Raw genomic sequence first — 20,922 nt, forward strand, 5'->3', positions numbered from 1 at the left:
CAGGCCTGGGGGAGGAGCTACTAGGGCTTTTCGGCAACGCGGCGAGCGTGCGTGCCAGACGGCGACCACCCGGCCGGGGATATGACACAGGCTCTTACGTGGCGTCGGTGAAGGAGAGGATGAGGGCGGCGGTACGGGACGGCTCCTCCAGGATGGGGGTGTGCCCGGCGCCGGGCAGCATCGTGACGCAGGCGCCGGGGACGGCGCGGTAGTCGGCCGCGGACGCGGGGCGCCAGCGACGGTCCTGGTCGCCGAAGATCACCCGCAGCGGCTTGCCGAGGGCGGCGAGCCGCTCGGGGAGCGCCCGTTCACCCAGGTACGCGGTGGACGCCCGCATGGCCGCGGTGACCGCCTGGATCCGGCTCTCCCGCAGTTCGTCGACGAGCTCCTGGGGTACCTCGAACCCGGCGCGGAAGCCGCCGCTCGCGAAGTGCCGGATCTGCTCGTCGGTCGGCGGCCAGTGAGCGGGGTCGAAGGCGGCCGTCTGCGGTGCGATGTAGGCGTGCGGAGAGGGGCCGGTGTTGATGAGGACGAGGGCGCTCACGAGGTCGGGCCGTTGCTCGGCCAGCGCGGTGGCGGCGTAGCCCCCGCTGGAGTGGCCGACGACGGTGGCGTGCCGGACGCCGAGCCGGTCCAGGGCCGCGCCGAGGGTCCGGCCGAGGCCGGTGGTGTCGTAGCCGCGGCCCACGGGTTCGGCCGAGCGGCCGTGGCCCGGCAGGTCGGCCCGGATGACGCGGTGGGCGTGGGCCAGCAGGGGGACCAGGGCGTTCCACGACGTGCTGGTGGTGGCGGAGCCGTGCAGGAGCAGGAGGACGGGGGCCTCGCGCGGGCCGTCCTGACGCACGTGCAGGTCGCCGTGTTCCAGGGGCAGGAGGGCCTCCTCGTGGATGACTTCGCCGTTGCTTCGCGGGTGTTTCCCGGAGGTGGTCATGGAGCGACTGTCTCCCCCGCGGCTCGTCGCCGGATTGGACGAATGTTCCCCGCGCCGCCCGCGTAGCCTGGAGCGATGGGGCTCACCACGCACAGGCGTGCTGATCCCGCCGCGTGGGACGTCGCGCGTCCGCGGCGGAGTGTCGGGGTGGCCGGTGTCGACATGGCGGGGTTCCGGGTGTCCGGCCCGCTCGCCGGAGGTCTGCGGATCGTTCCGCACCCGGCCGTGATGCTGGTCATCGAGTTCGGTCCGGGCCGGCCCGCCGTGGACGACGGTGCCGGGCGACGGCACCGGGGCAGCCTCGTCGCAGGGCCCGGTTTCGGTACCGGCGGGGGCGTACGGGCGTGGGGCGAGGACATCGCCTGCGTACAGGTGCGGCTCTCGCCTCCGGCCGCGGGCGCGATCCTCGGCGTGTCCCCGGCCGAGCTCGACGGGGCCGTGGTCTCCCTCGACGACGTGTGGGGCCGCCGGGCGGCGGAGGTGTGCGAGCGCCTCTCCGGCCTCGGCTCCTGGGAGGAGCGCTTCGCGTACACCGAGGCCGAGCTCGCCCGCCGGTGGGGGGGCCGGGCTCCGGTGGATCCGGCGGTGGCCTGGGCCTGGCGGCGCATCGTCGACAGCGGGGGTCTCGTACGGGTGGAGCGACTGGCGGACGACCTCGGCTGGAGCCGCAAGCGCCTGTGGTCCCGGTTCCGGGAGCACCTCGGCATGCCGCCCAAGCAGGCCGCGAAGCTGGTCCGCTTCGACCACGCCGTCCACCGCCTGGTCGCCGGGGCGGGGCCGGCCGGGGTCGCGGCGGACACCGGGTACTGCGACCAGTCGCATCTGCACCGGGACGTCGCGGTCTTCACCGGCGCGACCCCGGCCGCCGTGGCCGGCGAACCCTTCCTGACCGTGGACGACCGCGCGTGGCCGACCGCCCCTCGCACGTGTGGGGTACGCCACAGCTGACGGCGGGGCGGGCAAGTGCCGCGCCGAGGCGAAGAGTTACCGGGCGGTCGGGACCTCGGGCGGGGCCACCGCGCCGGCCGGGATGTTCCCCTCCCGTGCGCCCCGGTAGCGTCCGCGCCATGGACAGTCAGGGCACTCAGGGCGGCATCACCGTGCAGCGCGCACTGGAACTCCCCGGGTTGCGCGGCGGGCTCCCCGAGGTCGTCGCGGGCGCGGAGCGGCTGCAGCGGACGGTGCGGTGGGTGCACGCGGGCGAGGTGCCCAACATCGCCTCGCTGCTCAAAGGCGGCGAGCTCCTCCTCACCACGGGCCTCGGCCTCGGCACCCGCCCGGCCGACCAGCGCGCCTTCGTACGCAAACTGGCCGAGCGGGGCATCGCCGCCCTCGTCGTCGAGCTGGGTCCGCGCTTCGGCCGCCTACCTGCGGCGATCGTGGAGACGGCGCGGAGCGCCGGGCTCCCGCTGGTGCAGCTGCACCGCGAGGTGCCGTTCGTCACGGTCACCGAAGAGGTGCACACCGAGATCGTCAACGGCCACTACGCGCTGCTGCAGCAGGCCGAGGAGGTGCACAGGCGCTGCACGGAGGCGCTGCTCGGCGGGGGCGGCATTCCGCAGGTCCTCGCGATCCTCGCGGAGTTCAGCGGCAACCCGGTGTTCCTGGAGACGGCGGACGGGCAGCTCCTGTACGCCGCCGGGGCGGGCACCGAGTGCGCGGACCCGCTCCAGGTGTGGGAGGGGCTGCGCGGACGGCCCGGCGACCGGGAGGGCCCGCCCGCGAGCGCGGTCCTCGTCGACGTGCCGGGCGGCGGCCCGGGGGCGGGCTCGGTGCGGGCCCGGCTCGTACTGCTCGCCGTGGAGTCGGCGCCGCTGCCGGTGCACCGGATCGCCGCGGAGCGGGCGGCGGGCAGCCTCGCGGTCGTCCTGATGCAGGCCCGCCAGGAGGAGGAGCTAGCGGCGCGCGGCCGCGGCGACTTCCTGACCGACCTCGCGGAGGGCCGGATCACCGCCGAGGACGCGCCCGCGCAGGCCCGGGTCCTCGGCTTCAAGCCGGCCCCCGCCGACAGCCCGCTCCTGCCGGTCGTGATGCGGATCGCGGACGGGCTGCCGGCCGGCGGCGGCTGGGCGGTGCTCGCGCGGGCGGTCGCGGAGGAGCTGGCGTCGGTGGGAGTGCCCGCCCTCCTCGGCGTACGTCCCGTCGAGGGTCGCGTGCCCCTCCTCCTGGGCCTGCGCTCGGAGACCGAGCGGACCGCGGTGGCCGACCGCGTCGCCGCCGCGCTGCGGGCCGGGGTCGAGCGGGCCGGGATGCGGCGGCCCGGGGCGCAGCCGCCGGTCGTGGTGGTGGGCGTCGCGGGCGGCTGGGCCGCGGCGTCGGCGGGCCTGCGGCACGCGGCGGAGACGGCGACGGCCGCGCAGGGACTCTCCGACCGCCCCTGGTACGACGCGCGGCGGCTCGACATCGACCTGCTGCTCTGGCGGCTGCACCGCCATGACGAGGACGGGGTCCTCGCGGCGTTCGTGGACCGCGCGATCGGCCCGCTGCGCGCCCACGACGAGCGCTCCAAACCGCCGCTCCTGCCCACCCTCCAGACGTACCTGGCGCACGCGGGCCGCAAGGCGGAGACCGCGCGCGAGCTCCACCTCAACCGCCAGACCCTCTACAACCGCCTCGCCCGGATCAGTGAGCTCCTCGGCACCGATCTCGACGACCCGCAGACGGTCCTCGCGCTGAGCCTGGCGCTGCGGGCACGCAGGCACGTGGCGTAACCGGAGCGGAAGGACAGGGTCTCAGGCGTACGGCAGGGGCATGGTCAACTCGTCGTAGACGCTGAGGACTTGGGTGACCGTGTCGTCCTCGGTCGGCCAGGTGGCGGCCTGGGCGGCGCCCTTCGCCGCGAGCTCGGCCCGGCGGACGGGGTCGGCGAGGAGGCGTACGACGGCGGTGGCGAGGGTCTGCGCGTCACCGTACGGAACGAGTTCGGCCGCGTCGCCGACCAGTTCGGGGATGCCGCCCACCGCCGTCGCCACGAGCGGCACGCGCGCGTGCAGCGCCTCCTGGGCGAGCAGGGAGCGGGACTCCCAACTGCTGGGCAGCACGGCGAGATCGGCCGCCGCGAGCAGGTCGGGAACGTCCTCGCGCCGCCCGATGAGCCGGGCCGGCAGCTGCTCGTCCTCGATACGGCGCTGCAGGGCGGCCCGTTCGGGCCCCTCCCCCGCGACGACGAGGAGCGGCTGCGGGTCCAGGTGCCGCCAGGTGCGGGTGGCGTCCAGGAGCACGCCGTAGCCGCGATCATGCTCCAGTGCGCCGACGGCGAGGATCAACGGCCGGTCCACGGCGCCGACTTCGGCCCGCGCCTTGTGCAGGAGGCAGTCGGGCTCGTCGGCGCCCTCGGGGCGGCGCGGCGCGGGCAGGGCGACGGCCGCGAGGCGGGCGTCGCGCGCGCCCCTGCCGCGGGCCCGGTCGACGAGGTCGGACGAGGTGCCGAGGACCACGGCCGCCGCCCGGGCGACGCGCCGCTCGAGCAGGCGCAGTACGTGGGCCCGGGCGCCCTTCGCCTGCGCGCGGGTGTGCCAGGTGACGACGAGCGGGGTGTGGCGTCCGGTCAGGGCGACGGTGGCGCGCAGGGCGGCGTGCAGCCCGTGCGCGTGTACGAGGTCGGCGTCGGCGCAAGCCGCGCGGAGGGCGGCCACGGAGGCGGGGTCGCCGCTGCGGGGCACGGAGACGTGCCGGGCGCCGGTACCGGCGAAGTCGTAGGCGCGAGCAGCCTCGTCGGGGGCGCAGACGGTGACGCGCACGCCCCGGGCGGCGAGACCGGCGGCCAGCGATCTGACGTGCGCGCTGCTGCCCGCGCTGCCGCCTCCGAGGACTTGAACGGTGTGCAGCGGCGTCTGTCCGTGCGGCGAGTGGCTGCTCACGTGGCTCACGCGGCCGGGGCTCCTGGGTCTGCGTCGGTGACTGCTCGGACTGGTAATCGGGCAGATGCTGCGCCAAGGATGCCAGTCGGCAGGGGCGTTCCGGCACTGCCGAAAGGTCACTTCCGCGAATGGCCGGGCGGGACGGGGGCGGAGATCACCCACGTGGGTGATTGCGGCGGACCCGTTTGCCCCGCCACGTACGGCGGGAGCAGGGACCAGGTGCGCTACGAACAACAGGCGCCCCGGCCCCGACGGACCCGCACAGAACCCCGCCCGAGCACAGCCGCCCACGAACCCTCAGGCATCCCCCCGGGCCGTCGCCAGCAACTCCTCCGCATGCGCCCGCGCGGTCTCCGAGTCCTCCTGCCCCGCCAGCATCCGCGACAGCTCCCGTACCCGGTCCTCGCCCTCCAGGACCTGGACGCCGGAGCGCGTCACCATCCCGTCGTTCGTCTTCTCGACCAGCAGCTGGCGGTCGGCGAAGGCCGCGACCTGCGGGAGGTGCGTGACGACCACGACCTGCGCCGACTTGGCGAGGCGTGCGAGGCGGCGGCCGATTTCCACCGCCGCCTTGCCGCCGACGCCCGCGTCGACCTCGTCGAAGAGGTACGTGGGCACCGGGTCCGTACCCGCGAAGACCACCTCGACGGCGAGCATCACGCGGGACAGCTCACCGCCCGACGCGCCCTTGGCGATGGGCCGGGCCGGCGCGCCCGGGTGCGGAGCGAGGAGCAGCTCGACCTCGTCGACGCCCGCGGGACCGTACGCGACGGTGCGGCCGCCCACCTCCACGCCGTCGCTGCCCGCGGGAACCTCCGTGCAGCTGATGGCGATCGACACGCGCGCGTGGGGCATCGCCAGCGAGGCCAGTTCCTCGGTGACGGCCGCGGCGAACCGCGACGCCGCCTCGTGCCGGGCGTCGGTCAGCGCTCCCGCGAGCCCGGCGAGCTCGGCACGCAGTGCGTCCCGCTCGGCGGTCAGCTCCTCCAGCCGGTCGTCGTCACCCTCCAGTTCGGTGAGCCGCGCGGCGCCCTCCTCGGCCCAGGCGAGTACGGCGTCGATGTCCGCGCCGTACTTGCGGGTGAGCTGCGTCAGCGCGGCCCTGCGCTCCTCGACCACGGCGAGCCGCAGCGGATCGGCGTCCAGGTCGTCGGCGTACCCGGCGAGCTCGCCCGCCACGTCGCCGAGGAGGATCCCGATCTCGCCGAGCCGGTCGGCGAGGCCGGAGAGGGCGGGGTCGTGGGACCGGACGGCTTCCAGGGCCCGGGAGGCGCCCGCCACCAGGGCGGTGGCGTCGATGCCCTCCGGGTCCTCGGGGTTGCCCGCGAGCGCGGCGTGCGCGGACGTGGCGGCGGAGGCGAGCGCCTCGGCGTGACCGAGCCGCTCGGCCTCGGCCGCGAGCTCCGTGTCCTCGCCGGGGCGCGGCTCGACGCCCGCGATCTCGTCGAGGCCGAACCGCAGCAGGTCCGCCTCCTGGGCACGCTCGCGCGCGCGGGTGGTGATCTCCTCGACCTCGGTGGTGACGGCCCGCAGCCTGCGGTACGCGGCGGTGTACTTGGCGAGCGGCACGGAGACCGCGTCGCCCGCGTACCGGTCGAGGGCGGCGCGCTGGCGGGCCGGCTTGAGCAGGCCCTGCTGGTCGGTCTGGCCGTGCACGGCGACCAGGTCGTCGGCGAGTTCGGAGAGCAGCCCCACCGGCACCGACCGCCCGCCGAGGTGCGCCCGCGAGCGCCCTTCCGCGGAGACGGTACGGCTGATGAGCAGCGCCCCGTCGTCCAGTTCGGCCCCGGCCTCCTCCGCCCGCAGGACCGCCGCGGCGCCGGGGGGCACGGCGACGCGCCCCTCCACCACCGCCGACTTGGCGCCGATCCGCACCAGGGCGGGGTCCGCGCGCCCGCCGAGCAGCAGGCCAAGGCTGGTGACCACCATCGTCTTGCCCGCACCGGTCTCACCCGTCACGGCGGTGAAGCCCGGCGAGAGCTCGACGACAGCGTCGTCGATGACTCCGAGCGACCGTATCCGCATCTCCTCCAACACGCACCTGACCATACGAGGTTTCCCCGGTGCCCCGCGACGTCGCCCCTGTATCGGTGCACGAAGGCGCAGGTTGGCGACGGACGCCGAGGATCGGTTGTCACTCTCCGAGGGGACGGCGGTCGTCCCGGGCACGGCCGGGGGAGACGAGGTGGGGTTGTCCCCAGCAAGATTCACCGGCTCGCCGCATGGCCGTCGTCCCGCCCCCGGCACGACCATGATCGACATGGCGACAGGACTGGCACAGGCGGCATTGCGCGCGCACCGCCCGGCGTTCGTGGGCACGGCGGTGGCCGCGCTCTTCGCGTCGACCGTGGTGAGCGCGTCGACGATGATGCTCGGCACGACGAGCACCCACCGCGACGACCTCCCCACCCCCACCGGCGGACTCTCCGCCGCCGCGCGCGAGCGGATCACGGAGAACGGCGTGGGCGACATGGCGGTCGTCCTCCTGATCGGTTCGATCTACATGTCGATATTCGTGGTCGTCTCGACGATGGGCACGGCCGTCGCGCAGCAGCACCGTGAACTCGCGATGGTCCGCTCCATCGGCGCCAGGCCCCGCCAGATCCGCCGAGCGGTGGCCGTCCAGGCCCTCGCCGCTTCGGTCCCCGCCGCGCTCGCCGGTTTCGTGCTCGGCGGCTTCGGTGCCCGCTGGTGGCACGCCGGCATGGTCGAGCACGGGCTGCTGCCCGCCGAGGCCACCTTCCGCTTCAGCTGGCTCGCGCTGCCCGTCTGCGTCGGCGTGGCCGTGGTGACGACGACACTGGCCGCGCTGCTCTCCGCCCTGCGGTTCTCCCTGCTGCGCCCGGCCCGCGCCCTGAGCGAGGCGGCGACGGGCCGGCGCGGCCTCGGCGTCCTGCGGGCACCGCTGGGTGTGCTCGCCGTGGCGGGAGCGTGCGCGGTCTCCGTCATCCTGTCCCGGCAGCCCGCGGACGAGGCGGGCGAGGGCGCGTTCCTCGTCCTCATCCTGTTCTGCGCGGGGACGGGGCTCCTCGGGCCCCGCCTCATCGGCCCCGCCGCCTGGCTGGTCTCCGCGGCGGTGGGCCGGTTCGGCCCGAGCGCGCGGCTTGCCATGCTCAACATCCGCTCCCAGCCGCGCCGCTTCTCCGCCGCGGTCGTCCCCCTCGCCCTCGTCGTGGGCTTCGGCCTCACCAAGATCGGCATGCACACGACGGCCCAGCACCGCACCGGCTCGGCGGGCAGCGCGGGCGAGGTCTGGCTCGACTACGTGGGCACGGGCCTGTACGCGGGCTTCGCCGCCATCGCCGCGGCGAACACCCTCGCCATGATCTCGTTCGAGCGCCGCCGCGACGTGGCGCTGCTGCGGGTGGTGGGCAGCGGGCGGGGCCAGGTGGGGGCCATGGCGGCCTGGGAGGCGGTGGTCGTCGCGGGGACCGCGCTGCTGCTCGGCGCCGCGATCGCGGTGGGCACCCTGGCGCCGATCCTCAAGACCGCCTTCGGCAGCGCACTGCCGTACCTGCCGTGGCCCGTACCGGCCGGCATCGTGGCGGGCACCCTGCTCCTCACCCTGCTGGCGACGGGCCTCCCGGTACGCGCGGCCGCACGAAGGCGGGCGATCTCCGTGGTCAGCTCGACGTAGAAGCCGGGGACGAGGTTCAGGGACAGGCCCTCAGGGGCGCGGGGAACTGCGCGCCCGGCCCTCGACGACCCGCCCCGCACAACCCGGCCCACACCCCCAGAACCGCCCCACCCATCGGAGCGCTACGGTGCCCCCCGCCACCCCGAGACCGGCAGCGCGAACTTGGCGACGAGCCGATCGGTGAACGACGCGTGGTGCAGCCGCGCCAGCCGCACCGGCACCTCGCCCCTGCGCACCTCGACCCGCGCGCCCGAAGGCAGTTCCACGGTCCGCCGCCCGTCGCACCACAGCACCCCGTGCGGCGTGTGCGGCTGGACCTCGACGGCGAGCACCGAGTCCGGCGACGTCACCAGCGGCTTGGCGAACAGGGCGTGGGCGCTGATCGGCACCATGAGCAGCGCCTCCACCTCCGGCCACACCACGGGCCCGCCCGCCGAGAACGCGTACGCCGTCGAACCGGTCGGTGTGGCGCAGACGATGCCGTCGCAGCCGAAGCCGGTGACGGGCCGCCCGTCGATCTCCAGGACGACCTCGAGCATCCGCTCGGGCGACACCTTCTGCACGGCCGCCTCGTTCATGGCCCAGTCCCGGTGCAGGACATCGCCGTTGCGCCGCACGACGACGTCGATCGTCATGCGCTCCTCGACCTCGTACGTCCTGGTGACCACCCGGTCGACGACCTTGTCGAGGTCGTCCCGCTCGGCCTCCGCGAGGAAGCCCACGCGCCCGAGGTTGACGCCGAGCATCGGCACCCCGGAGGCCCGCGCGAACTCGGCGCCGCGCAGCAGCGTCCCGTCGCCGCCGAGGACGACGATCAGCTCGCAGTCGTCGATGCAGTCGGCCGTCGCCTCCTTGACCGTCTGGACCTCGGGAGGCAGCGGAAGATCCACCGCCTCCGCGTCCAGGACCCGCACGCCGATGCCGTTGCGCAGCAGCCCCTGGACGACGAGTTCGGCGCTGCGGATGGCCGCGGGGCGCCCGGTGTGCGCGAGCAGGAAGACGGTACGCGTCCCGGGCTCGGTCCCCCCGGTCTCGGTCCCTCTGACCTGGGTCTCACTGATCCGCTTCAACGGGGCCCCTCCGCCACGGCACGGTCGACGTCCGCCGGGTCCAGCTCATCGGCCCCGGCGCGCAGCCACAGAAAGTACTCGACGTTCCCGGAGGGTCCCGGCAGCGGGCTCGCGGTCACCGCGCGCACCCCGAGGCCGAGCCCCCACGCCTGCCGTGCCACCCCGCGCACGGCGTCGGCGCGCAGTTCGGCGCTGCGCACCACACCGCCGCTGCCGAGCCGCTCCTTGCCGACCTCGAACTGCGGCTTGACCATGAGGACGAGGTCCGCGTCGGGCGCCGCGCACCGCACGAGGGCGGGCAGCACCAGGCCGAGCGGGATGAAGGACAGGTCTCCGACGACCACGTCGACGGGGATGCCGTCGATGTCCTTAAGCGTCAACTCGCGTACGTTCGTGCGGTCCTTCACGGTGACCCGGTCGTCGCTCTGCAGCGACCACGCGAGCTGGCCGTATCCGACGTCGACGGCGACGACGTGCGCGACACCGGCGCGCAGCAGCACATCGGTGAAGCCGCCGGTGGACGCGCCCGCGTCCAGCGCGCGCCGCCCCTCGACGACCAGGCCCCGCGGCCCGAAGGCGGCGAGGGCGCCCGCGAGCTTGTGCCCGCCGCGCGAGACGTAGCCGGGATCGCTGTCGTCCTGCGAGACGACGATCGCGGCGGCCGTCTCGACCTGGGTCGCCGCCTTGGTCGCGACGGTCCTGCCGACCGAGACCCGGCCTGCGGCGATCAGCTGGCTCGCGTGCTCACGCGAGCGCGCGAGCTCCCTGCGGACGAGCTCGGCGTCGAGGCGGCGTCGTGCCACTCCTGCCACGTTCGGTTCAGCTCCTGTCGTTCCTGTCGTACGAGTCGTTCCTGTCGTACGAGGATGACGGCGCGCCGGTGGGTGCCGGCGGGCCGGGGCGCGCGTCGAGCGCGGTCAGCGCGTCGCGCAGGCCCCGGTGTACATCCTCGTACACCTCGATGTGGCCGTCCGTGGCGAGGTGGTCGGCGTCGCCGAGCCGGGCGAGTGCGGCGTCCACCCCGGCGTTGCCGGTGGGGGTGCGCTCCACGCCGAGGGGCGCAGGCGCGGCGGGGTCGTACGACGGCTCGTCCGGGACCCGGGGCTCCGGCCGCGCCGCTTCCCCCGCCTCGGGTCCCTGGTGTGCGGGGCCCGCGTATGAGTCGCTCATGGCACGACGCTACCGCGAAGGCCTGGGGTACGGTCGATCACGATGGCGACCATGGCGGAGTGCCGCACGGCACTCGACAGACTCAGCGACAGTCTCGCGTCGGCCGACGGCGAGGTGCGCGGGGCCGCTGCCCTGAACCGCTCGCTGAGCTGCCGCATCACCGATCTCGACACCACCTTCACCGGCCGTCTCGAGAACGGCCGGATCACGGTGCTCGGCAGCCATCCGGGCCCGCCGCGCGAGAAGGCGGAGATCCGTCTCGCGATGACCGGCGACGACCTGGTGGCGCTGGTGGCGGGCGAGCTCGCCTTCGCCAAGGCGTGGGCCTCGGGCCGCGTCAAGCTGGAGGCGGGCTTCCGCGACCTGCTCAAGCTCAGATCGCTGCTCTAGCGAGGCTCCGGCGCCCCGCGCGGGCCGCCGGGATCACCAGGGGTGTCCCGCTCTCGGGATCCTCGACGATCCGGCAGTCGATGCCGAAGGTCTCCTTCACCAGCTCCGCCGTGACGATGTCGGACGGCGCGCCCTCGGCGAGCACCGCGCCCTCGCGCAGGGCGATGAGGTGCGTGGCGTAGCGGGCGGCGTGGTTCAGGTCGTGCAGGACGGCGACGAGCGTGCGGCCCTGCTCCTCGTGGAGTTCGGCGCAGAGGTCGAGGACGTCGAGCTGGTGCTGGATGTCGAGGAACGTCGTCGGTTCGTCGAGGAGGAGCAGCGGCGTCTGCTGGGCGAGCGCCATGGCGATCCAGACGCGCTGGCGCTGGCCTCCGGAGAGCTCGTCGACATAGCGCTCGGCGAGTTCGCGCACGCCGGTCGACGCCATGGACTCGTCGACGATCCGCTCGTCCTCCTCGGACCACTGCCGCAGGAGGCCCTGGTGGGGGTAGCGGCCGCGGGCGACCAGGTCGCCGACCGTGATGCCGTCGGGCGCGATCGACGACTGCGGCAGCAGGCCCAGCGTCCTGGCCACCTTCTTCGCCGGCATCGACTGGATGACGTTCCCGTCGAGCAGCACGCGTCCCGCGGACGGCTTGAGCATCCGGGACAGCGCCCGGAGCAGCGTGGACTTGCCGCACGCGTTCGGACCGACGATCACGGTGAAGGAGTTGTCGGGGATCTCGACGGAGAGCTTCTCCGCGATGACGCGCTGGTCATAGCCGAGGGTGACGTCGTCGGCGACGAGCCGGTTCACAGCAGCACGCTCCTGGTCCTGGAGGTCGTTCTTGGTCATATCCGTCCGGCCTTGCGCTGGGTGACGAGCAGCCACAGGAGATAGCCGCCGCCGAACACGCCGGTGACGACGCCGACGGGCAGCTGGTCCGCGCCGAAGGCCCGCTGCGAGGCCCAGTCCGCGACGATCAGGAGCGTGGCGCCCATGAACATCGCGGGCATCAGGTTCGGCCCCGGCGAGCGTGTGAGGCGGCGCGCCAGCTGCGGCGCGGTGAGCGCGACGAAGCTGACGGGGCCCGCGGCGGCGGTGGCGGCCGCGGTGAGCAGCACGGAGGCCGTCAGCAGGACGAAGCGGGTGCGTTCGACGGGTACGCCGAGCCCGGCCGCCGTGTCGTCGCCCATCTCCAGCATCCGCAACGGCCGTCCGTACACGAGCACGAGCGGTACGAGGACGGCGCAGAGCACGAGCAGCGGCCAGACCTGGTCCCAGTCGCGGCCGTTGAGGGAGCCGGTCATCCACACCACGGAGCGGGCGGCGTCGACGAAGTCGGCCTTGGTGAGCAGATAGCCGTTGATCGCCGTGATGAACGCGGAGACGCCGATGCCGACCAGGACGAGCCGGTAGCCGTGCACGCCGCGCTTCCAGGCGAGCAGGTAGATGGCGAGGCCGGTGACGAGTCCGCCGACGAGCGCGCCGCCCGCGACCTGGACCGCGCTGCCCTGGAACACGACGATCATGGTGAGCGCCCCCGCGGTCGCCCCCTGGCCGAGGCCGAGCACGTCCGGGCTGCCCAGCGGGTTGCGGGCGATGGACTGGAAGAGCGCGCCCCCGAGACCGAGGGCCGCGCCCACCAGGAGCCCGACCAGGACCCGCGGCAGCCGCAGGTCGTTGATGATGAACTCCTGCCCGGCGTTGCCTTCGCCGAGCAGGGTGCGGATGACGTCGGCGGCCGGGATGTCGAAGTCGCCGGTGCCGATCAGGACGACGCTCGCGACGAGCGCGGCGACGGCGAGCAGGGCGACGACCACCGTCGTACGGAGGTCGAGCCGGACGGAGAGGCCGCCCCGGGTGCGCAGCGCCCTCACAGCTGGGCCACCTTCCGCCTGCGTACGAGATGGACGAAGACGGGGGCGCCGATGACCGCGGTCACGATGCCCACCTGGAGCTCCGCGGGCCGGGCCACGACGCGCCCGACGACGTCCGCGCCGAGCAGCAGCACCGGCGAGAGGACGGCCGCGTACGGCAGGATCCAGCGCATGTCGGGGCCGGTGAAGGACCGCACGATGTGCGGCACCATGAGGCCGACGAACACGATGGGTCCGCAGGCGGCGGTCGCCGCCCCGCACAGCAGGGTCGCCGCGGCCATGGAGAGCGCGCGGGTGCGGTTGAGGTGGGCGCCGAGCGCGCGGGCGGTGTCGTCGCCCATGGCCATGGCGTTGAGCGGCCTGGCCAGGGAGAGGGCGAGCACGGTGCCGATCGCGAGGAAGGGCAGCACCTGCTTGATGGTGTCCATGTTGGCGGAGGCCAGCGAACCGACCGTCCAGAAGCGCATCTTGTTGAGCGCGGCACCGTCCATGATCATGACGGCCTGCAGATAGCCGTAGAGCGCCGCGCTGATCGCGGTGCCGGCGAGCGCCAGGCGTACCGGTGTCGCGCCGCGCGCGCCGCCGATGACGTAGAGCAGGACGCCGACGAGCATGGCGCCGGTGAAGGCGAACCACACGTAGCCGCTCAGTGAGGTGACGCCGAAGAAGCTGATCGCGCTGACGACCGCGGCGGACGCGCCGAGGTTGATGCCGAGGAGCCCGGGGTCGGCCAGTGGGTTGCGGGTGAGCGCCTGGAGCACGGCGCCGGAGAGGCCGAGGGCGACCCCGGCGAGCAGTCCGAGCAGGCTGCGGGCGAGGCGCTCGCCGACGACGACGTCCCCGTACGTTCCGGTGTCCTGGAACAGCCCGTGCCAGACCTCGCCCATGGACATCGATTTGGCGCCGACCGCGATGCTCGCGAAGAACACGAGCAGCAGGACGGCCACCGAGACGAGCAACCCGGCGCTGCGTATCGCGCGGCGTTTCGGGGGCGCGGGGGCGGCCTCCGCGCGCGGTTCTGGGGGACTGTCGACCAACACCTGGTTAGGTTAGCCTACCCTCGCACTGGACTTGGACGAGAGAAGCACCGCCCATGCCCGACAGCGGCGAGGAGGCCCGAGGCCCTGCGCCATATCCCTGGTGACACGGGCTCCCGACGCCGCGCCCACCGCAACCCTCCCCCCTAGCCGCGCCCGCCAAGAACCCCTTCCTTGACGGGCGCTCCCTTCCCCGGTATCGACTTCACGGTGGCCCCGAACACGTCCGCTACCACAACCCACGCCCCGCCGAGACCCGCCTCAAACCCCCAGCCGCCCCAGCACCTTCTCCGAGTCCAGCTCGCACACGCCGTCCCCCGCCTCCGTCCAGGCCGCCGCGCACAGCGCCCGGAGCCCGTCCAGGGGATCGCCGTCGCCGTCCAGCGCCAGCGCCCCGTCCCGCACCGACGCGGTCCACCCGCCGCAGCCGAAGCCGCCCTCCTCCTCGGCCACTTCGGGCTGCCCCGTGAGCATCCCCCGCAGGTCCGCGGCCACATACGTAGGCCGGTGCTCGGGCCGGGCGGCGAGCAGCTGCGCGCCGTCCGTGACGCCGGTCAGCACGAGCAGCGAGTCCACCTCGCCGTTGAACGCCCCCTCGATGTCCGTGTCCAGGCGATCTCCCACCACCAGCGGCTTCTTCGCGCCCGTCCGCAGGATCGTCTCCCGGTGCATGGGCGGCAGCGGCTTGCCCGCCACCCGCGGCTCCGCGCCCGTCGCGATCCGGACGACCTCCACGGCCGCGCCGTTGCCCGGCGCGATGCCGCGCGCGCTCGGGATCGTCAGGTCCGTGTTCGACGCGAACCACGGCACTCCGCGCGCGATCGCGTAACACGCCTCCGCGAACCGCCCCCACGCCAGGTCCGGGCCCCCGTACCCCTGCGCGACCGCCACCGGGTCGTCGTCGGCCGAGTCGACCGGTTCGAGGCCCCGCTCGCGCAGCGCGACCCGCAGCCCCTCACCGCCGATCACCAGCACCCGGGCGCCCCGCGGCACCTGCTCACTCACCAGGCGGGCCACCGCCTGCGCCGACGTGATGACGTCCGAGCCGTCCGTCGCGATGCCCAGCTCCGTCAGATGCTCCGCCACCGCGTCCGGCGTGCGCAGCGCGTTGTTCGTGACGTACGCGAGGTGCATGCCGCCGTCGCGTGCCGTGCCCAGCGAATCGACCGCGTGCGCGATGGCCTGACCGCCCGTGTACACCACCCCGTCCAGGTCGAGCAGAGCCGTGTCATAGACCTCGCTCAGCGCCCGCCCGCTGCCCGCGGGCCGCGTCCTGACGTTCCGGCCGGCGCTTCGGTCCGCGGTCTGGCTCATTGCACATCGCTCCTCGCTCGATCTCTCCCCCGATCATCGCTCATGCCACTGACACACATACGATGCCCTAATGAACACAGCGGGTCACACCGATGCCAGCGGCCTCGACCTGGTCCCGTTCCGGGGCGTGCGCTATGTCCCCGAACGGGTCGGCAGTCTCGCCGCCGTGACCTCTCCCCCGTACGACGTGGTCGTACGTCCGGACGGCCTGCTGCACCTGGAATCCGCCGACCCGCACAACATCGTCCGGCTGATCCTGCCGCAGGCCACCACTCCGGCCGCCCGCAACAAGCAGGCCGCCGAGACCCTCCACACCTGGCTCGCCGAAGGCATCCTCGCCCCCGACACCGAGCCCAGCCTGTACGTCTACGAGCAGCGGGACGACGACATCCTGCAGCGCGGCGTGATCGGAGCGCTGCGCCTCTCCGACGCCGCGGACGGCGTCGTCCTCCCCCACGAGGGCGTCATGCCCCACGTCGTCGAGGACCGCGCGGCCCTCATGCGGGCCACCTCCGCCAACCTCGAACCGCTCCTCCTGACGTACCGCAGCAACGGCGACGGAGGCCCCAGGGGCGCGACGGCCGCCGTCGAACGCACCGCCCGGCGCGAGCCCCTCTTCTCCACGACCACGGAGGACGGCTTCCACCACCGCCTGTGGTCCGTGACGGATCCCGCGGAGATCGCCGAGATCCAGTCGGACCTCTCCCGCCACCAGGCGCTGATCGCCGACGGCCACCACCGCTGGGCGACCAACCTGCGGCTGCGCGGCGAGCACCCCTCACCGAGCGCCTGGGACTTCGGCCTCGTCCTCCTGGTGGACACCGCCCGCTACCCCCTGCGCGTACGCGCCATCCACCGCTACCTCCACCGGCTGCCGGTGTCCGACGCGCTGCGCGCCCTCGGCGACTCCTTCCGCATACGAACCGTCGACGGCCCCCTCGACCGCGCCCTCCAAGCCCTGGCCGAGGCCGCCGCCGAGGGCAACGCCTTCGTCCTCGCGGGTGACGGCGCCTTCCACCTCGTCGACCGCCCCTCCCCCGACCTCCTCGCCCGTACGATCCCGGGCGACCTCCCCGAGGCCTGGCGCACCCTCGACGCGACGGTCCTGCACGCCACCCTCCTCGACCACATGTGGCGGACCCCCGACACCCCGGAACACATCGCGTACATCCACGACACCGCGGCGACGGTCGAGAAGGCGGAACGCGACGGCGGTACGGCGGTCCTGATGCACCCGGTCCGCGAGGAGGTCGTCCGGGACCTCGCCCGGCAGGGCGTCACGATGCCCCGCAAGTCGACCTCTTTCGGCCCGAAGCCGGCCAGCGGCCTGGTCCTGCGGGACCTCACGTGTTGAGAGCCTGTGTCAAGAGCCTGTGTCATTCGCGGGTGTTGAGCCGGGCGGCCTGACGCGTCAGGTGGTCGCGCTCGGCGAGGTTGGTCGCCCGCCGGGCCGCCTCCACGTACAGCCGTGCCGCCGTCACCGGGTCGCCGTCGCGCTCGTGGAGGTACGCCGCCACCGCGGAGTAGCGGGGCAGTGAGCCGTCCAGCTCGGCGAGCGCGGCCAGACCGGCCCGCGGCCCGTCGGCCTCGCCGACGGCGACCGCGCGGTTGAGCCGGACGACCGGACTGTCGGTGAGCCGCGCGAGCTCGTCGTACCACTCGACGATCTGCACCCAGTCCGTCTCCTCGGCGGCGGGCGCGTCGGCGTGCAGCGCCGCGACGGCGGCCTGGGCCTGGAACTCACCCAGCCGGTCCCGCGCGAGGGCCGCCTGCAGGACCGCGACCCCCTCGGCGATCATCCCGGTGTCCCACCGGCCGCGGTCCTGCTCGGCCAGCGGCACCAGGCTGCCGTCCTGCGCGGTCCGCGCGGCGCGCCGGGCGTGGTGGAGCAGCATCAGGGCGAGCAGCCCCGCCACCTCGGGACGGTCGATCACGGCCGTCAGCTGCCGGGTCAGCCGGATGGCCTCGGCGGCGAGGTCGACATCGCCGGAGTACCCCTCGTTGAAGACGAGATAGAGGACACGCAGCACGGTCGCGACGTCACCGGGCTTGTCGAACCGTACGGCGGAGACGGTGCGCTTGGCCCGGCTGATGCGCTGCGCCATGGTCGCCTCGGGCACCAGGTAGGCCTGGGCGATCTGTTTGGTGGTCAGACCTCCCACGGCCCGCAACGTGAGCGCGACCGCTGACGACGGCGTCAGCGAGGGGTGGGCGCACAGGAAGTAGAGCTGGAGCGTGTCGTCGACGGCGGGCGCGGGCCCGGGCGCCGGCTCCTCGTCCACCAGGTCCTCGCGCCGGCGGCGGGCGGTGTCGGCCCGGGTCGCGTCGAGGAACTTGCGCCAGGCCACGGTGATCAGCCAGCCCTTGGGGTCGCGCGGCTGCTCGGCCGGCCAGCCGCGGACCGCCTCGACCAGCGCCTCCTGCACGGCGTCCTCCGCCGCCGCGAAGTCTGCTCCGCGGCGGACGAGGATGCCGAGCACGCTCGGTGTGAGGCTCCGGAGCAGAGCCTCGTTCATCGGTGTGCTCACTCCGTGATGGTGGGCGGCTCGGTCAGGAACGGCCGCAGCTCCAGCCACTCGTGGATCGGCTCACCACCCGCGCCGGGAGCGGCGGACAGCTCCCCGGCCAGCTCCACGGCGCGCTCGTAGGTGTCGACGTCGATGACCATCCACCCGGCGATGAGGTCCTTGGTCTCGGCGAACGGTCCGTCGGTGACCGGGGCGCGCCCCTCGCCGTCGTACCGGACCCACATCCCCTCGGGAGCCAGCGCCTGGGCGTCGACGAACTCGCCGGTCTTCTCGAGGCGGGCCCCGAAGTCCTGCATGTACTTCACATGCGCCGTGATCTCCTCCGGCGTCCACTGGTCCATCGGCACGCAGTTGGCCGGAGCCGGGGCGCCACGGTAGTGCTTGAGCAGCAGGTACTTGGCCATCGTGATTCTCCTCTTCGCGGTACGACCCATTCTGGTCGCGTTCACCACGGGGACGGAGCCGATCACGGATTCTCGACATCGCCCACGAACTTTTTCCGACCGAACGACGTCACGAGCCACCGGACGAAGACGCAAAAAGGGCGGGCCCCCATGGGGGCCCGCCCTTTCACTTCTCAAGCAGGAGGTCGGTTCGCAGGCAGGGGGTCAGTCCTCGTCGGCATCCCGGCGGACCGGCTCCGCGGAGTCCTCCGCGCTCTCGCCACGCGCGGCGTCCTCGTCCCGCTCCTCTTCCCGCTCCTCTTCCCGCTCCTCGTCCTCCGCCAGGGCGTCGACGAACTCGACGCCGTCCAGCTCGGCGAGCCGGTCGGAGGCGTCGGTGCTGCCGTCCTTGTCGGACTCGACGACCTTCGCGAACCACTCGCGCGCCTCGTCCTCGCGACCGGCCGACAGCAGCGCGTCGGCGTACGCGTACCGCAGCCGCGCCGTCCAGGGCTGCACGGAGTTCGACGCCAGCTCGGGGCTCTGCAGGGTGACGATGGCGGCGTCGATCTGGTCCATGTCGCGGCGCGCCCCGGCGGCGACGAGCCGCATCTCAACCTGCCCCGCCTTGTCGAGCTTGTGCACCTCGGGAGCGCCTGCCATCTCCAGGGCCTTCTCGGGCCGGCCGAGGCCGCGCTCGCAGTCCGCCATGACGGGCCACAGCTCGACGCTGCCTGTCATGCGCCGCGCGGCGCGGAACTCGGCGAGCGCCTCGCTGTACTTCTGGTTCGCGTACGCGGCGAAGCCCGCGGCCTCACGCACGGCGGCGACCCTGGAGGCCAGCCGCAGGGCGATCCGCGCGTAGGCGTAGGCCTGCTCCGGGTCCTCGTCGAGGAGGTTGGCAACCATCACCAGGTTCCTGGCGACGTCCTCAGCGAGCCCCTTGGGGAGACTCTGCAGCTCCTGCTGTACGTCCTTGTCGATCTCGTACCCCGTGACGTCGTCCGGGATCGGCAGCCGCTTGATGGGCTCGCGGTCGCGGTCGCGGTCGTCGCGCCCGCCCCGGAAGCCGCCGCGGTCGCCGTCGCGACGGTCGTCACGCCGGTCGTCGCGCCCACGGAACCCGCCGGGACGGCCGCCCCGGTCGTCACGGCGCGGCCCACGATCACGGTCGTCGCCCCGACCCCGGTCGTCGCGGCCACGGAACCCGCCGCCACTGCCGCCACGATTGTCGTCGCGACGGAAACCACCGCGGTCACCGCCGCGGTCGTTGTCACGACGGTCATCACGCCGGTCGTCGCGACGGTCGTCACGGCGGAAGCCGCCGCGGTCGCCGCCGCGGTCGTTGCCAGGCCGGTCGTCACGTCGGTCATCGCGACGGAAGCCGGGGCGGTCGCCGTCACGGCGGTCGTCACGGCGGAAAGCGGGGCGGTCCCCGCCACCGGAGCGATCGTCGCGCCGGAAGCCACCACGGTCACGGTCGTCACGACGGTCGTCACGACGCGGCCCGCTGGGCCGGTCATCGCGCCGGAATCCACCACGATCGCCATCGCGCCGGTCGTCACGACGGTCATCACGGCCGCGGAAGCCACCGCCGCCCCCACCGCCACGGTTGTCGTCACGACGGAAACCACCGCGGTCACCGCCGCGGTCACCGCCGCGGTCGTTGTCGCGACGGTCGTCACGGCGGAAGCCGGGGCGGTCCCCGCCACCGGAGCGGTCATCACGCCGGAATCCACCACGGTCGCCGTCACGACGGTCATCACGGCGGTCGTCACGACCCCGGAAGCCGCCGCCACCACCACGGTTGTCGTCGCGACGGAAACCGCCACGGTCACCGCGGTCGTTGTCACGCCGGTCATCCCGGCGGTCATCACGGCGGAAAGTGGGCCGGTCACCGTCACGGCGGAAGCCGGGGCGGTCACCGTCCCGGCGGTCGTCACGGCGGAAAGCGGGGCGATCCCCGCCGCCGGAGCGATCGTCGCGCCGGAAGCCACCACGGTCACGGTCGTCACGCCGGTCGTCACGACGCGGCCCGCTGGGCCGATCATCGCGCCGGAACGGCGGACGTCCACCGCGGTCCCGATCGCCGTCACGACGGTCGTCCCGGCGGTCGTCACGACCCCGGAAACCACCGCCACCGCCACCGCCACGGTTGTCGTCGCGACGGAAACCGCCACGGTCACCACGGTCGTTGCGGTCGTCGCGGCGGGGAGCCCCGCGGTATCCGCCCCGGTCACCACCGTCCCGGCTGCGCTGGTCGCGCTCCGGACGCTCGTCGGGAGAGTTGGGGGACATGGGTGACTCCTAGTCTTCGGTACCGCAGTCATTCTCGCGCAGCCGGCAGGCCGGCGCGCTTCGGCAAAAACAAAAAGGACCCTTGGTCCCAGCGTGGACGCTGGGACCAAGGGTCCTCCAAAAATTGTTCGGCGGCGTCCTACTCTCCCACAGGGTCCCCCCTGCAGTACCATCGGCGCTTTGAGGCTTAGCTTCCGGGTTCGGAATGTAACCGGGCGTTTCCCTCACGCTATGACCACCGAAACCCTATGAAATATCCTACGGAAACGCAGGATCTCAAACAGGGCAGCGAACAAGCACACTTTTCAATTTGGATAGTGACGCTGTTCAGCCGACACAACTGTTCGTTGTTTCAGAACCAACACAGTGGACGCGAGCAACTGAGGACAAGCCCTCGGCCTATTAGTACCAGTCACCTCCACCCGTTACCGGGCTTCCAGATCT

The 20,922-nt window shown here is 73.6% G+C and carries 19 protein-coding genes and 1 rRNA gene; 5 read left to right on the forward strand and 15 right to left on the reverse strand.

Annotated features, from left to right (window positions below; translation table 11 throughout):
* Positions 1-94: 94 nt before the first annotated feature.
* Positions 95-931 carry an alpha/beta fold hydrolase gene (locus tag ACFVYR_RS37430; protein ID WP_384263237.1) on the reverse strand — a complete coding sequence of 279 codons (837 nt, stop codon included), beginning with the start codon at positions 929-931 and terminating at the stop codon, positions 95-97.
* Between the two features lie 75 nt (positions 932-1,006).
* On the opposite strand from ACFVYR_RS37430, the gene ACFVYR_RS37435 reads away from it, so the two are divergent.
* On the forward strand, positions 1,007-1,879 hold the full coding sequence (locus ACFVYR_RS37435; protein ID WP_384263239.1) for a helix-turn-helix domain-containing protein: 873 nt from the start codon (positions 1,007-1,009) through the stop codon (positions 1,877-1,879).
* A gap of 119 nt (positions 1,880-1,998) precedes the next feature.
* Positions 1,999-3,642 (forward strand): PucR family transcriptional regulator, encoded by a 1,644-nt coding sequence (locus ACFVYR_RS37440; protein WP_384263242.1) that lies wholly within the window; start codon positions 1,999-2,001, stop codon positions 3,640-3,642.
* A 21-nt stretch (positions 3,643-3,663) separates the two neighbouring features.
* Here ACFVYR_RS37440 and ACFVYR_RS37445 read toward each other — a convergent pair whose 3' ends face one another.
* Together ACFVYR_RS37445 and recN are read right to left on the reverse strand one after the other, a co-directional pair.
* The gene (locus tag ACFVYR_RS37445) at positions 3,664-4,800 is read right to left on the reverse strand and encodes a glycosyltransferase family 4 protein (protein WP_384263244.1); all 1,137 of its coding nucleotides are present in this window, start codon (positions 4,798-4,800) and stop codon (positions 3,664-3,666) included.
* A gap of 288 nt (positions 4,801-5,088) precedes the next feature.
* Complete coding sequence (recN, locus tag ACFVYR_RS37450) at positions 5,089-6,840, reverse strand: DNA repair protein RecN (protein WP_384263247.1); 1,752 nt, start codon at positions 6,838-6,840, stop codon at positions 5,089-5,091.
* Between the two features lie 211 nt (positions 6,841-7,051).
* Here recN and ACFVYR_RS37455 point away from each other — a divergent pair, with 211 nt between their 5' ends.
* The gene (locus tag ACFVYR_RS37455) at positions 7,052-8,428 is read left to right on the forward strand and encodes an FtsX-like permease family protein (protein ID WP_384263250.1); all 1,377 of its coding nucleotides are present in this window, start codon (positions 7,052-7,054) and stop codon (positions 8,426-8,428) included.
* A 122-nt stretch (positions 8,429-8,550) separates the two neighbouring features.
* On the opposite strand, the gene ACFVYR_RS37460 is transcribed toward ACFVYR_RS37455, so the two are convergent.
* From ACFVYR_RS37460 to ACFVYR_RS37470, 3 genes are read right to left on the reverse strand one after another with little or no spacing between them, the layout of a single operon-like run.
* Positions 8,551-9,489, reverse strand: a complete 939-nt coding sequence (locus ACFVYR_RS37460) for an NAD kinase (RefSeq protein ID WP_384263273.1) — start codon at positions 9,487-9,489, stop codon at positions 8,551-8,553.
* 5 nt (positions 9,490-9,494) lie between these two features.
* The gene (locus ACFVYR_RS37465; RefSeq protein WP_384263252.1) at positions 9,495-10,310 is read right to left on the reverse strand and encodes a TlyA family RNA methyltransferase; all 816 of its coding nucleotides are present in this window, start codon (positions 10,308-10,310) and stop codon (positions 9,495-9,497) included.
* 7 nt (positions 10,311-10,317) lie between these two features.
* Positions 10,318-10,668 (reverse strand): hypothetical protein, encoded by a 351-nt coding sequence (locus ACFVYR_RS37470; protein WP_384263255.1) that lies wholly within the window; start codon positions 10,666-10,668, stop codon positions 10,318-10,320.
* Positions 10,669-10,710: 42 nt separating this feature from the next.
* Here ACFVYR_RS37470 and ACFVYR_RS37475 point away from each other — a divergent pair, with 42 nt between their 5' ends.
* Complete coding sequence (locus ACFVYR_RS37475) at positions 10,711-11,058, forward strand: alkyl sulfatase C-terminal domain-containing protein (RefSeq protein ID WP_384263257.1); 348 nt, start codon at positions 10,711-10,713, stop codon at positions 11,056-11,058.
* Here the strand turns inward: ACFVYR_RS37475 and ACFVYR_RS37480 are convergent.
* From ACFVYR_RS37480 to ACFVYR_RS37495, 4 genes are all read right to left on the reverse strand, one after another.
* The gene (locus ACFVYR_RS37480; protein WP_384263260.1) at positions 11,042-11,893 is read right to left on the reverse strand and encodes an ABC transporter ATP-binding protein; all 852 of its coding nucleotides are present in this window, start codon (positions 11,891-11,893) and stop codon (positions 11,042-11,044) included. The two genes, ACFVYR_RS37475 and ACFVYR_RS37480, sit on opposite strands and share 17 nt — an antisense overlap.
* Positions 11,890-12,918, reverse strand: a complete 1,029-nt coding sequence (locus ACFVYR_RS37485) for a FecCD family ABC transporter permease (protein WP_384263261.1) — start codon at positions 12,916-12,918, stop codon at positions 11,890-11,892. The genes ACFVYR_RS37480 and ACFVYR_RS37485 overlap by 4 nt, the downstream gene beginning before the upstream one ends.
* Positions 12,915-13,958 carry a FecCD family ABC transporter permease gene (locus ACFVYR_RS37490; RefSeq protein ID WP_384263264.1) on the reverse strand — a complete coding sequence of 348 codons (1,044 nt, stop codon included), beginning with the start codon at positions 13,956-13,958 and terminating at the stop codon, positions 12,915-12,917. The genes ACFVYR_RS37485 and ACFVYR_RS37490 overlap by 4 nt, the downstream gene beginning before the upstream one ends.
* Positions 13,959-14,216: 258 nt before the next feature.
* Complete coding sequence (locus ACFVYR_RS37495; RefSeq protein WP_384263266.1) at positions 14,217-15,269, reverse strand: HAD hydrolase-like protein; 1,053 nt, start codon at positions 15,267-15,269, stop codon at positions 14,217-14,219.
* Positions 15,270-15,339: 70 nt separating this feature from the next.
* On the opposite strand from ACFVYR_RS37495, the gene ACFVYR_RS37500 reads away from it, so the two are divergent.
* A complete protein-coding gene (locus ACFVYR_RS37500; RefSeq protein ID WP_384263268.1) occupies positions 15,340-16,623 on the forward strand; it encodes a DUF1015 family protein in 1,284 nt (427 codons plus the stop codon).
* A 22-nt stretch (positions 16,624-16,645) separates the two neighbouring features.
* On the opposite strand, the gene ACFVYR_RS37505 is transcribed toward ACFVYR_RS37500, so the two are convergent.
* The 5 genes from ACFVYR_RS37505 to rrf form a co-directional block, all read right to left on the reverse strand.
* Positions 16,646-17,785 (reverse strand): RNA polymerase sigma factor, encoded by a 1,140-nt coding sequence (locus ACFVYR_RS37505; RefSeq protein WP_384263276.1) that lies wholly within the window; start codon positions 17,783-17,785, stop codon positions 16,646-16,648.
* An 8-nt stretch (positions 17,786-17,793) separates the two neighbouring features.
* Entirely contained in the window at positions 17,794-18,201 is a 408-nt protein-coding gene (locus ACFVYR_RS37510; protein WP_384263271.1) for a YciI family protein, read from the reverse strand.
* 204 nt (positions 18,202-18,405) lie between these two features.
* Positions 18,406-19,197, reverse strand: a complete 792-nt coding sequence (locus ACFVYR_RS37515) for a hypothetical protein (RefSeq protein ID WP_384263278.1) — start codon at positions 19,195-19,197, stop codon at positions 18,406-18,408.
* The gene (locus ACFVYR_RS37520) at positions 19,089-20,360 is read right to left on the reverse strand and encodes a hypothetical protein (protein WP_389613939.1); all 1,272 of its coding nucleotides are present in this window, start codon (positions 20,358-20,360) and stop codon (positions 19,089-19,091) included. The genes ACFVYR_RS37515 and ACFVYR_RS37520 overlap by 109 nt, the downstream gene beginning before the upstream one ends.
* Positions 20,361-20,604: 244 nt before the next feature.
* Positions 20,605-20,721, reverse strand: a 5S ribosomal RNA gene (gene rrf, locus ACFVYR_RS37525).
* Between the last annotated feature and the right edge of the window lie 201 nt (positions 20,722-20,922).

The sequence above is a fragment of the Streptomyces sp. NPDC058284 genome (genome assembly GCF_042881135.1).
Taxonomy (GTDB): Bacteria; Actinomycetota; Actinomycetes; order Streptomycetales; family Streptomycetaceae; genus Streptomyces.